The 12,680-nt window shown below is 40.3% G+C and carries 8 protein-coding genes; 2 read left to right on the top strand and 6 right to left on the bottom strand.

Annotated elements, in window-relative coordinates:
- Positions 1-10: 10 nt before the first annotated feature.
- Together ABH902_RS15165 and ABH902_RS15170 are read right to left on the bottom strand one after the other, a co-directional pair.
- Positions 11-2,170 (bottom strand): PBP1A family penicillin-binding protein, encoded by a 2,160-nt coding sequence (locus tag ABH902_RS15165; protein WP_404592157.1) that lies wholly within the window; start codon positions 2,168-2,170, stop codon positions 11-13.
- Positions 2,171-2,434: 264 nt separating this feature from the next.
- A complete protein-coding gene (locus ABH902_RS15170; protein ID WP_404592158.1) occupies positions 2,435-4,357 on the bottom strand; it encodes a MucBP domain-containing protein in 1,923 nt (640 codons plus the stop codon).
- Positions 4,358-4,633: 276 nt separating this feature from the next.
- On the opposite strand from ABH902_RS15170, the gene ABH902_RS15175 reads away from it, so the two are divergent.
- Positions 4,634-5,590 carry an endo-beta-N-acetylglucosaminidase family protein gene (locus ABH902_RS15175; protein WP_404592159.1) on the top strand — a complete coding sequence of 319 codons (957 nt, stop codon included), beginning with the start codon at positions 4,634-4,636 and terminating at the stop codon, positions 5,588-5,590.
- A gap of 252 nt (positions 5,591-5,842) precedes the next feature.
- On the top strand, positions 5,843-6,703 hold the full coding sequence (locus ABH902_RS15180) for an RluA family pseudouridine synthase (protein WP_404592160.1): 861 nt from the start codon (positions 5,843-5,845) through the stop codon (positions 6,701-6,703).
- A 418-nt stretch (positions 6,704-7,121) separates the two neighbouring features.
- Here ABH902_RS15180 and ABH902_RS15185 read toward each other — a convergent pair whose 3' ends face one another.
- The 4 genes from ABH902_RS15185 to ABH902_RS15200 form a co-directional block, all read right to left on the bottom strand.
- Positions 7,122-8,639: a phosphomannomutase/phosphoglucomutase gene (locus tag ABH902_RS15185; protein ID WP_404592161.1), complete on the bottom strand. Its 1,518-nt coding sequence runs from the start codon at positions 8,637-8,639 to the stop codon at positions 7,122-7,124.
- 38 nt (positions 8,640-8,677) lie between these two features.
- The gene (gene argR, locus ABH902_RS15190) at positions 8,678-9,133 is read right to left on the bottom strand and encodes an arginine repressor (RefSeq protein WP_404592162.1); all 456 of its coding nucleotides are present in this window, start codon (positions 9,131-9,133) and stop codon (positions 8,678-8,680) included.
- 765 nt (positions 9,134-9,898) lie between these two features.
- A complete protein-coding gene (locus ABH902_RS15195; protein ID WP_404592163.1) occupies positions 9,899-11,416 on the bottom strand; it encodes an ABC transporter permease/substrate-binding protein in 1,518 nt (505 codons plus the stop codon).
- Between the two features lies 1 nt (position 11,417).
- Positions 11,418-12,371, bottom strand: a complete 954-nt coding sequence (locus ABH902_RS15200; protein ID WP_404592164.1) for an ABC transporter ATP-binding protein — start codon at positions 12,369-12,371, stop codon at positions 11,418-11,420.
- Between the last annotated feature and the right edge of the window lie 309 nt (positions 12,372-12,680).

Genomic DNA, 12,680 nt, shown 5'->3' on the forward strand with positions numbered 1-12,680 from the left:
TTCAAACCGATTATTCTCCGGTCAGCTCACCAAAGATATTTTTAATCCCTTGTTTCGCTTTATCCCAGCCTTCTTTGATTTTGCCGCCAATATCCTTGGCTCCTTCTTTGACTTGTCCGCCAATTTCTTTCACACTATCCTTCCAGGCATCGTCGTCATCATTTGCCGAAGATACTTCGTCCGCTGCTACCACCTGTCCACCTGTCGCATAGGCATCCGCTACTGTGAATGGTGTTTGCGCTGTATTCGCCAAAATACCTTGCGCTTCACTACTAAAGACAGTCGAAGCATGCGTGGCACTGCTTCCCTGCAAATAATGGCTTTCACTGGTTTGCTCAAAGCCCAGCCAAGTGGCCATTACTACATCTGGGGTGTAACCTACGACCCACTGGTCATTGGTTTTATTCGTATCAAAGTTCGTTTCTGTTGTTCCTGTTTTGCCGGCCATAACATAGCCAGCAGGATCAGCATTCATTCCTGTTCCAGAGCTGAATACGCCTAACAGCATACTTGTCATTTGATCCGCAACATCTTTTGTAATGATTTGTTTTCTCTTTTGATCCGTATTATCTACAATCACTGCGCCGGTAGAATCAACAATTTTCGTAATTAAATGGGCTTTAGTATGGTAGCCACCTGTCGCAAAAGGACTATAAGCATTGGCCATGGTTAAAGGCGACACGCCGGTTTTTAAACCGCCCAAAGCTAAGCCGTAATACTTATCCTCCTGTGCTAATGGAATCCCGAATTTTTCAGTCTTTTCAAAGCCCTTGTCCAGCCCTATCTTGTGCAAGGTCCAAACTGCCGGCAGATTTAAGCTTTCACTCAACGCCTGATACATTGGTACTTGTTCACTATAAGTACGACTGTAGTTTTCAGCCGGGTAATAGCTTTGCGGCTTGTCTTCTAAAATATCACTTGGTTTCATCCCAGCTTCCAGCGCCGGTGTATAAACGGAAATCGGTTTTAAAGAAGAACCCGGCGAACGTTTTGTTTGTGTCGCAAAGTTAAAGCCGCGATAAACGTGCTCGCCGCGACCACCCACAACAGCTTGAACTCCGCCTGTTTTAGGATTAAGCGCCACCGAACCACTTTGAACCATTGCACCATCTTCGGCATTTGGCGGAAATAATGCATCGTTGCTGTAGGTTTGTTCCATCACTTGCTGATAATTTTGATTCAAGGCTGTATAGATTTTGAAGCCTTTATTCAAAAGATCTTCTTCCTTCAAGCCATGCTCGTTGACAGCTTCATCAATAACCGCATCAAAATAATAAGGATATCTGTAATCTGAATTTTCATCAGAATAATTGTCGTTTAACGTGATAGCAGTTGCTTCCTCCGCATCCGCCTGAGCCTGCGACAGCTTGTTATTGTCTACCATCAACTGTAAAACCGTATTACGGCGATTAATCGCATTTTCCATATAATCGATCGGATTATAAATCCCCGGTCCTTTTAGCATTCCGACTAATGTGGCCGCCTGCCCGACACTAAGCTCACTGGCGCTCACGCCAAAATATTTATGAGAGGCATCTTCAATGCCCCAGACACCATTACCAAAATAAGAATTATTCAAATACATTTCTAGAATTTGCTGTTTATTGTATTTCTTTTCGATCTCAATCGCTAAAAACAGCTCACGTGCTTTACGAGTCATCGTTTGTTCCTGCGTCAAATACGCATTTTTAGCTAATTGCTGTGTAATGGTACTTCCACCGCCGCCTCCGCCGATTTTGCCGAAGGTTAGCTTACCAATGACCGCACGAGCCAAGCCTTTGATATCATAGCCATGGTGCGTTTCAAAGTTCCGATCCTCGGTTGAAATCAATGCATCCGTTACAAAGGGTGAAACCTGGTCAATAGTTACCACTGTTCCTTTTTGCCCGAAAAGCTTCCCAGCTTCATTTCCCTGATCGTCATAAATAACCGTGGATTCCTCCAGCCCTTTTTTCAACGCGCCGACATTCGCCGATTTAGCTAAGGTAAATAAATAGATACTAGCAACTAAAACCGTAACTAAACCTAACAGTAAAATGATTTTGTTTACTTGATATTTTTTCCAGATGCGTTTTCTCCAATGATGAAGGCGAATCAGATATGGCTTGATCCAAGTCCAAAAGGTTTTAAGACCAGCCTTAATTTTTCCTATAATAGTTTTAACGTCCATAGTGCTCCCTCTTATATAAATGTTTCTAAGTTATTTTAACATAGTTCTACTTCTTTATTCATCCGGCTTTAGCAGGATAAACGAAAACCCCAGTAACTTGTTTTGCTTATTTTAGCATGTTTTCCTTTTGAAATTATGTAGAAAAGCTTAAGAATCTATCAAGAAAAGGCGATTTAATGCATATTTTTTTGATTATTCATTTTGTTTTAAAAAAACAATAGCACCGACAGAAAAAACTGCTGTCGAATACTATTGTATTAAAAATTAGATATTCTTTGTTCTTCTATGTTTCCAGATCACTAGGCAGCTGAAAATACCCAACAAACCGATCCCCATAACAGATAGACGTTGATTGTTCTGCTGTTTTTCTCCTGTTTTAGGGAAAGACAGCTTTGTTGCTGAGGATTTTTGAGGCAGTGACTTATCCTGCGATTCTGAAGCTATTTGCGGCTGTAAACTAGTCGAATTTGCTTCTTCTTTTTGAGCTGTTTCTTTTTCAGTTGTTGATTGAGTCGGTACACCCGGTATTTCATTTGTCGGCGGTACAATGTGCGGCTTCACCGATTTTTTATATACATAAACCACAGTTTGGGCTTGGTCGGTAAATTTGCCGGCTGCTGCTCCTTGGATTTCTTTTAGAGTATAGCCAGGGATTGCTTCTTCCACACTTGTGTAAGGAGCACCGATATTTCCCTTTAACGTTTTGGGTGAAGCCAGCTCTATTCCAGCTTCGTCTACATATTTAACTGTGACGTCTGCCCCTGCAACCGGATCCTTGCTATACACATAAATCACTGTTTGGGCTTGGTCGGTAAATTTACCAGCTACTGCTCCTTGGATTTCTTTCAGCGTATAACCAGGAATCGTTTCTTCCTCACTTGTGTAAGGAGCGCCGATATTTCCCTTTAACGTTTTGGGTGAAGCCAGCTCTATTCCAGCTTCGTCTACATATTTAACTGTGACATCTGCTCCTGGCACTGGATCTTTACTATACACATAAACCACAGTTTGGGCTTGATCGGTAAATTTGCCGGTTGCAGCTCCTTGGATTTCTTTCAGCGTATAACCAGGAATCGTTTCTTCCTCACTTGTATACAGATCACCAACATTTCCACTTAACGTTTTAGGTGAAACCAACTCTGTTCCGGATTCGTCAACATACTTAACTGTGACATCCGCTCCAGCAATTAAAGGCACAGAAACCTTTATTGTAGCATCACCGGTTAATCGTCCTGCATGATTAATGCTTCTGTCCACGAAACTGTATTTAATGAGATAAGTGTTTCCCGGTTGTAGATCATGGCCAACGAATTGCCCATTTTCCAAAGTAAAATGATCGTTCACAGTTATATTGGCAATTGCAACCTGATTTCCGTCAACACCAATGATTCTGATTGGTTCAACCGTTGTTTCACCGGGAGCAAGTGTTACTTCTTTTGAAAGTGTTTGTCCGATAAAATTATACTGTTTTCTTTTCGAAGAATTATAATAATTCAAACTAGCACTGACATCACTAATGTGATTTCCGCCAAAAACCATTCCGGTTAAATTCGGCAGCGTACTGGCAAAATCCATACTAGTAATATTGGTGCTGCCCATTGAAATATAAGTAAGCTGAGTCAATTGACTGATTAAGTTTAGATCATCTAAATTTAAAAAATCGACATAATAAGCATATAATTCAGAAATTCCTGTCAAATACTGCAAGCCTTCCAGACTGGTAAATTGTGTTCTGTTCGCTGTGTTAAAATCTAAACGAAAAGTTCCGCGAATAGAGGCCAGCTCCTGTTTAGTAGGTGTATAGGTTTCCCAATCGGTACTGTGGCCTAGCTTCGTATTAATCAGCTTACGCAGCGTCTCATCAGGAATAGACACCAGCTCTGCTCTGGGTTGTACTGAAATTTCTTCATTATTGGTAACTGCAGCTGGTACTTCACTATTTTGTGGTGAGGCTTCAACAGGCCTGCCAGTTTGTACTTCTGATGTTGTTGATTCAGTTTCAGTCGTTGTTTCTGTAGACACCGTAGCAGCGGAGTTCAGCTCTGCCTCTGGGCTGTCGGATGAGGAGACTGCTGTTAATTCTGCGACTGGTTCATGTTTTACAATTTCCTCTGCGTGTGTGATAAGCGGAAATAGTTGTAGCGATAGCATGGCACTAACGATCGCTACACTTATTGTTTTTTTCATCTATATTCTCCTTATGTTCAACAAATAACTCTCTTTAAAAAAATATTTTTTAGATAAAATATATCACAAAATCATTATTATAATCAACGAATTTTTACAATTATGAAAAATTTATACATTTAAAAAAATATAATATGAAACTATTTTCTAAATAGACCTATCTACGATTAATAAATACATTTCTATTTCTTCCTATGATAAACTAAAATCGAAACCACAAAGAAAACGTTTTCTTGTTTTGGTAAATAAAATTGTTTTATAGAAAAGAGGGAACTTATGTTAAAAAAAAGACATTATTTACTTGCAGTTATCGGGATACTAATGGGTATTGTCCTTACACCGATACACACTCATGCCGCTGAAGACAATTCAAAAGAGCCAATCATGATGGCATACTATAGAACTTGGCGGGATGTAACTATGCCGCATGATGCCAACTCAAGCTTGCCTGATCGAAATGTCACAGCGATGACGGATATCCCTGAAGGTGTGGATATTGTCTCCGTTTTTCACTATGTAAAATCCGGTACCGATCAGCAAAAATTTTGGGATACACTAAAAAACACCTATGTTCCTACACTTCATGCCAGAGGAACAAAGGTAATTCGAACAATTGATGTCCGTGAAATTTGGCAAGTTCCGCATACTGGTAACGCACCTACTACCGCAGAATATGAACAATATGCACAACAATTAATCGACACCTATCTCACACCACGGGGATTAGACGGGTTAGATATTGATATGGAATCAACCTTAACGACACAGCAGGAAGAAATGGCTGTTGGAACCTTTAAAGCCTTAGCGAAAAAATTAGGTCCTACTTCAAACACGGGAAAACTTCTCATTTATGATACAAATAAGGATAACCATTCATTGTTTAAAAAAGTAGCACCTTACTGTGACTACTTATTTTTACAAGCATACGGCCGTTCCACTGCTATGTTGGATCAAACTTGGGCAACCTATCGCACGACAATCAGCCCACAACAGTTTCTACCGGGCATTTCTTTCCCAGAAGAACAGGATCGGAATCGTTGGGATGATACGATCGAACCTTACGAAACAAGTCATGCTTACGCGTTTGCTAACTGGCAGCCGCAGAATGGCTCTAAAGGCGGCATGTTTGTTTACGCGATTGATCGTGATGGTAAACAATTCGGTGATGATACGATTACAAAAACTGATTTTAGCTGGACAAAACGCTTAATCGAAACATTAAAACAAAAGTAAACAGACTTTAACGATTGCTTTAGAAAAGATTTACATTTTCAAAAAACTTTATACACAAAAAATTCACATTTCACTTGTATTATATATTTATACCAACAAACAACCCTAACAAAACACTTTTTCATTTTTAACTCCTTTCCCGTCCTTCCCCAAAGGGCGGGTATTTTTTTATGCCAAATTTTGTTACACTAGAAAAAAGAAGCCTTCACATTCAGAAAAACTAAAATTTACGATATAAAGGTGGCATTACCTATGGAACTATCTATCCAAATTCCTCAACAATTTCAGGAGCAAACTATTCGAGAATTACTGGAGCAGGAATGGCTGGTTCCCCGCAAGGTTCGGCATTTTTTGCGCACACGAAAGAATGTGTCTATCAACGGTGAACCTGCGCTTTTTCATTTTGTGGTAAAAGCAGGAGATGTTGTTACACTGCGTTTTGAAGAAGAAGATTATCCCGTACCAGCTACGCGGTGCGGCGATGCAAAATATGTAGAAGTATTATTCGAAGATGAGCAGCTGATTATTGTAAACAAGCCAACCGGCATGAAAACTCATCCGAACCAGCCGGATGAATGCGATACACTGCTGAACCATTTAGCCGCCTATTTAGCGCCGAAGCAGCAACTGCCGTATGTCGTCCATCGCTTGGACAAGGAAACCAGCGGCGCTATTTTATTTGCGAAAAATCCCTTTGTCCTGCCGATTTTAGGACGTATGCTGGAAAATAAACAAATCTATCGTCGCTATCAGGCAATCGTTGCAGGTGATCTGTCTAAAAAGCAATTCACCATTAATAAAAAAATCGGGCGTGATCGCCATGACCGACGGAAGCGCATTATTGATGAACGAAAGGGCGATACCGCAATTACTCATGTACAAACAGCTGAGGTTCAGATGACGCATCAAACAGCTGTTTATTGCGTGCTTGAAACGGGCCGTACACATCAAATAAGAGTTCATCTAGCCAGCCTGGGACATCCAATCTTAGGGGATCCTTTGTATCATTCTAAGCCTAAAGGAAGACTACAGCTACATGCCCTTGAGTTGCATCTGCTTCATCCTTTCACAAAAGAAAGCATTGTCGCCACTGCTACACCAGGACTTTGGTAAAAAAGGTTGACCAAACGTCGCTTCGGCTCGAGCAATTGGAGTAAAAGACAACAAATGCGCTTTTGGCATTGACGGATTTTATGAAATTGCCGAAGAACCTGACTTCTGGTCACCGTATATTCAAGGTTGAACCATAAGTCGTTTTGGCTCGAGCAATTGGAGTAAAAGACGACAAATGCGCTTTTGGCATTGACGGATTTTATGAAATTGCCGAAGAACCTGACTTCTGGTCACCGTATATTCAAGGTTGAACCATAAGTCGTTTTAGCTCGAGCAATTGGAGTAAAAGACGACAAATGCGCTTTTCGCATTGGCGGATTTTATGAAATTGCCGAAGAGCCTGACTTTTGGTCACCGTATATTCATAAGAAGAGAGGGAAACAAAACTAAAAACAATTTTGTCTCCCTCTCTTTTTCATTACTGCAGTACCTTTTCTAATTGTGTAACATCCACATCCTGATAATTATCAAAAAAGCCGGCCAATTCTTTGAAAACCATTTGATTCATGCCCAATACGTCATTTTCTACCTGTAGCACCAGTAAAGGCTCATGTAAGCTCATTCGTAATAAGAACCAGCCGTTGCCGAGATTCCCGTTTACATTAGCTCTTAGTCCTTCATGGTTTTCAGGATCGACAGCCATGTAGGGATGCTTAGCAACAAAAGTAACTAAATCCTGAATTATCTGTTCACCATATGTTCGCACATCCTGAGCCAACAGCTTGAAGCGCAGTTCTTGGGTTTCTGCCGGCTGCTTTAAAGAACGAATCAGATCGCCAATCGCCAAATTCTCTTTTTTTAGACGTGGCAAAAGCATTAAGATTTTAGCAATCACGTACGCACCATCATCTAAAAAGTAATTTTCTTTAAACGCCGCATGACCACTCGTTTCAATCGCAAGTGGTGTATTGATTCCCTGCTCGTTTAGTTCAATCATTTTATTAATCACATTACGATAACCGGAAATATACCGCACTTGTTTACCGCCTTTAGCTTCGATAAACGCTTTCAAATGACTGGAGGTCGGCGAATTCGTTACGATGCTGCTCCCCGGTTCTTTTTCTAAAACAATCGTAGCTAAAACCGCAATCAAGTTATTACGATTAATGACTTCACCGGAAGCATCCACCACTGCGGAACGATCCACATCCGTATCAAAAATAATCCCTAAGTCAGCCTTGTTTTGTAAGACAGCCTGTTGGATACTAGCCATTGCTTCTTTATTATCAGGATTTGGAATATGATTCGGAAACATCCCATCCGGCTCTAAAAATTGTGACCCGGTAATCGTCGCACCAAGCTTACTCAACACACTTTCTGCAAAAAAGCCGCCGGCGCCATTCCCTGCATCTACGATAATATGATAGCCTGCTAACGGCTTCGCTGCTTCTGTCCCTATCCCTTGTCGAATCTTATCTGTCAAATCAGCCGCATAGTCACTTAAAATATCCGCCTTAACTACAGTACCTGTCGCTTCAACTATCGGTTGTTCCGTATGTGCCAGTATATAAGCAATATCGGACTTTTCCGCTCCACCAGTTTTAGTGAATAGTTTCAAACCGTTAAAATAATAGGGTAAATGACTGGCGGTAATCATAATCGCTGCATCACAATCATATTGTGGAAACTGCGTTGTCATAAACATCGCCGGAGTTGTCGCCAGTCCAAAATCTATAACCTGAACCTTTTGCTTCAAAAAGCTGTCAATCAAGGCTTGCTTTAATGTATCTGCAGAAATCCGACTATCATGGCCAATCCCGATTTTCAACTGTCCCGCCGTGAGCTTTTCCTGCAGCTGCTTTTCATTACATAACCACCGAACCATCCCAACAGCAATTCTCCCAACGGCTTCCGCTGTTAGGTTGACCTTTTGACCTTCATACGCCACCGCAATTCCTCGAATATCCGATCCATTCTGTAACGCTTTCATTTCCATATAAACAAAACTCCCCTTTCTCAATTTTTAGTTATTGGTTATTTCATCATGGCTTCAAAATTAGTTACAACTGTTTTAGCTTCTTCTTCCGAACGGGCAATAATGATAATTGTATCTACACCGGCAACTGTTCCGGCGATTTCGTCATAACCAACCTCATCCAAAAAGTTCGTTACAACATCTGCTGCGCCCATATCTGTGTGAACGATGACCATAAACTGCACTCGTTCTACGCGAATCACAGAATCCTTGATTGATCCCTTCAGCTTTTCTTCACTGCTCGCTGCTTGATTTTGAGAAAAAATTGCATATTTTACCCGACCATCCGAACCATGCGTTTTAACGATACTCATTTCACGCACATCTCTTGAAACAGTCGCCTGCGTTGCCTTCACTCCGGATTGTTCAAGAAGTGCAATTAAATCATCCTGAGTCTCTATTTCATTTTCCATAATCAATTGCTTAATCAACCGCTGCCGATCTACTTTTTTCATGTCAACACTTCCCGTATTTAGTCATTTTCTATATTATAGCGAAAGTTATAAGAAAAAGCATTTCTTTTTGGTAAAAATTACTTTTTTATTAGAAAAGCGCAGGGAATCGTTTAACTCTGTTGAAAAATAGGACAGCGCGTTCGCGATGCTTTTTATCGCTAAGGCGATGTATCTTTTTTCCTAAGAGTTGACTCACTGCGCTGGATCATGAAAAGCGCAGAGAATCGTCCAACTCTGTTGAAAAATAGGACAGCGCGTTCGCGATGCTTTTTATCGCTAAGGCGAGGTATCTTTTTTCCTAAGAGTTGATTCACTGCGCTGGATCAGGAAAAGCGCAGAGAATCGTCTAACTCTGTTGAAAAATAGGACAGCGCATTCGCGATGTTTTTTATCGCTAAGGCGATGTATCTTTTTTCCTAAGAGTTGATTCACTGCGCTGGATCATGAAAAGCTCAGGGAATCGTTTAACTCTGTTGAAAAATAGGACAGCGCGTTCGCGATGCTCTTTATCGCTAAGGTGATGTATCTTTTTTCCTAAGAGTTGATTCACTGCGCTGGATCATGAAAAGCGCAGAGAATCGTCTAACTCTGTTGAAAAATAGGACAGCGCATTCGCGATGCTCTTTATCGCTAAGGCGATGTATCTTTTTTCCTAAGAGTTGATTCACTAAAAGCTTAGAGAATTGGTCAGCTTCTACAAGATCAAAAAAGTGTACAAAACAGCTTCAACTCTGTTTTATACACTTTAAAAATTATTTCTAATGATTATTTTTTCAGCATTTTATGTTTCACTAAATAATCATGTGCTACGACTGCTGCATCTTTTTGTTTTACATTCACTTCGTAGTTCATTTCACTCATTTCTTCTTCTGTGATTTTTCCAACCAAAGGCTGCAGTAATTCTTTTAATTCCGGATATTTTTCAAGGGTTTCAGCTTTTAACAAAGGTGCCCCCTGATATGGTGGAAACAGTCGCTTGTTATCCTTTAATATGACTAGGTCATACTGCTTCAACTCGCTATCCGTAGAATAAGCATCGACAACATTCACATCGCCGCTATTAATAGCTTGATAACGTAAGGAAGGCTCCATTGATTTTACGTCTAAATTTAAATTGTATAATTTTTGTAGCCCTTTATAGCCATCTTCCCGATCAATAAATTCAAGTGTAAAGCCGGCTTTTAACTGACTCTCTACTTTCTTCAGGTCTTGAATAGTTTTTAGATTATTTTCTTCTGCAAAGCTTCGTTTTACCGCAACTGCATAGGTATTTTCATAGCGCATCGGCTCTAAATAAGCCATATTTTCCTGTTTTTTGATTTGATCTCTGGCATACTCATAAACTTCCCGCGGGTCTTTAGAAGTATTTTTATTATCCTTTAAGAAGGTTTCCAAAACCGTACCGGTAAATTCTGGGTAAACATCAATTTCGCCTGATTTTAACGCATTAAATAAGAAGCTTGTTTTCCCGAAATTCGTTTTCAAATTCACGTGAATATCACTGTCTGCTTCAATCAGCTCTTTATACATATTAATCAGAATATCCGGTTCAGCGCCTAGTTTGCCGGCAATAGTAATTTCCTTTTGTTCTGCTTCTTGATGCGTATAAACAAAGGAACCCACCAATAATGCCAGTAAAATCATAAATGCCGCTAAAATCCGCCTTACATTGGCTTTTTCCAACAAATGAATGCCAAAATTAAATAGAACTGCCAACACTGCAGAAGAAATCGCACCGATCAAAATTAAATAAATATTGTTTCGGTCAATCCCTAATAAAATAAAGGTTCCTAAGCCGCCGGCACCGATTAACGCAGCTAGCGTTGCTGTCCCGATAATCATTACAGTTGCCGTCCGAATGCCCGAAATAATGTAGGGTAGCGCTAATTGCAGCTCAAATTTTATCAGCTTTTCTCGCTTATTTAGCCCAAAGGCTTCTGCTGCTTCTTCTAAAGAAGGATCAATTTCCGTTAAACCTGTATAAGTATTCTGTAAAATCGGAAACAGCGCATAGATCACCAAAGCTACAATGGCCGGCGGACTGCCAATCCCGATGATTGGAATCAATAAACCTAATAAGGCCAATGACGGAATTGTTTGAAAAATCCCTGTGACCTGCAAAACAGCTTCCGCCGCTTTTTTATAATTGGTCAGCAAAATCGCCAAAGGAATAGCCAGAACAATAGCAATCAATAGGGATAGTAAAGACAGCTGAATATGCTCAATCACTGCTTGAACAAAATCATTTTGACGTGCCGTAAATGTTTCAATTAGTTTTTCCATATTATTGATCACCTTTTTCCATCATCGTCTCTAAAAAGCGCAATACTGTATGATCCGTGATTTGACCAAGTACGGTTCCATCTTCGACTAACGTAACCGCCGTTCCTGCTGCCAACAATTGAATCAAGACAGACAAAGGTGTATCTAAAGCGACAGCTTTTCCATCACTTATGTGAGCCGTTTCTAAAAGCCCTGCTTTGAATAAATCTTCCGCAAAATAACTCGCCAAAGGAGACTGCTCCTGTTGGAAAAATTGTGCAACAAATTCGTTTGCCGGATTATTGCGAATCGCTTCCGGCGTATCCGTCTGAACAATTTTGCCTTCTTTCATGACACAGATGCGGTCACCTAAAAGCAGTGCTTCATTCATGTCGTGCGTGACAAAAACAATCGTGGTTGCTAGCTCTTTATGCAGTTCCTTAATTAATAACTGCAACTGTCCGCGAGAAATCGGATCCAACGCACTAAACGGCTCATCCATCAAAATAATGTCCGGCTTTGCAGCAATCGCTCGTAAAATGCCAATTCGCTGTTGTTCACCGCCGGATAATTCTGCCGGCTTGCGGTGCAGGTATTCTTTCGGTGAAAGACTGACCTTTTCAAGCAGCTCTTCTGCCCGCGCACGTCGTTGTGCTTTACTCCATTGCTTCAGCTCTGGGATCAGCTCAATATTTTCAGCAACCGTTAAATTCGGAAACAGCGCAATCTGCTGCAGCACATAGCCGATCGTTAAGCGTAATTCTTTTAACGGATAATCAATTAGCCGCCGCTCATTGAAATAAATATCGCCATCCGTTGGTTCAATCAGGCGATTGATCATTTTTAAAGTTGTTGTTTTTCCGCTTCCACTCGGACCTACTAGTACAAAAAATTCGCCATCCTTGATCGATATGTCAAAGTCTTCTAAAACGAATTGATCATTATATTTCTTAGATACCTGTTGAAATTGAATCATTTGTTCACCCCTTTTAGTCATTGCTGTTGTTAACCATTTCTTTTAAATATATCTATAAGTATACTGGAAATTGTTCTTTGTTTCTAACGACATGATTTCAGTATACCTAAATAAAGTTGACAACTGTCTGTCAGTTTTTAACTATTTTTTATTAATATACGTAATTTCGATGGATTTTTGCGAAATAAAAAAAGAAGAGAAACCAAAAAGCAGTTTGGAACTGACACTATAATGAGATACAATTAAAAAAGAGCACCTCAAATTTAGTAAAATAAATTTGGAGGTGTTTTTCTAATGGCAAAGCATAAT

This window comes from Enterococcus sp. UD-01, from assembly GCF_044909655.1.
Classification (GTDB): Bacteria; Bacillota; Bacilli; order Lactobacillales; family Enterococcaceae; genus Enterococcus_L.

Bases quoted from the DNA above. Each gene is read 5' to 3' on its own strand.
- ABH902_RS15165 (WP_404592157.1), bottom strand. From the start codon at position 2,170: ATGGACGTTAAAACTATTATAGGAAAAATTAAGGCTGGTCTTAAAACC.
- ABH902_RS15170 (WP_404592158.1), bottom strand. From the start codon at position 4,357: ATGAAAAAAACAATAAGTGTAGCGATCGTTAGTGCCATGCTATCGCTA.
- ABH902_RS15175 (WP_404592159.1), top strand. From the start codon at position 4,634: ATGTTAAAAAAAAGACATTATTTACTTGCAGTTATCGGGATACTAATG.
- ABH902_RS15180 (WP_404592160.1), top strand. From the start codon at position 5,843: ATGGAACTATCTATCCAAATTCCTCAACAATTTCAGGAGCAAACTATT.
- ABH902_RS15185 (WP_404592161.1), bottom strand. From the start codon at position 8,639: ATGGAAATGAAAGCGTTACAGAATGGATCGGATATTCGAGGAATTGCG.
- argR (WP_404592162.1), bottom strand. From the start codon at position 9,133: ATGAAAAAAGTAGATCGGCAGCGGTTGATTAAGCAATTGATTATGGAA.
- ABH902_RS15195 (WP_404592163.1), bottom strand. From the start codon at position 11,416: ATGGAAAAACTAATTGAAACATTTACGGCACGTCAAAATGATTTTGTT.
- ABH902_RS15200 (WP_404592164.1), bottom strand. From the start codon at position 12,371: ATGATTCAATTTCAACAGGTATCTAAGAAATATAATGATCAATTCGTT.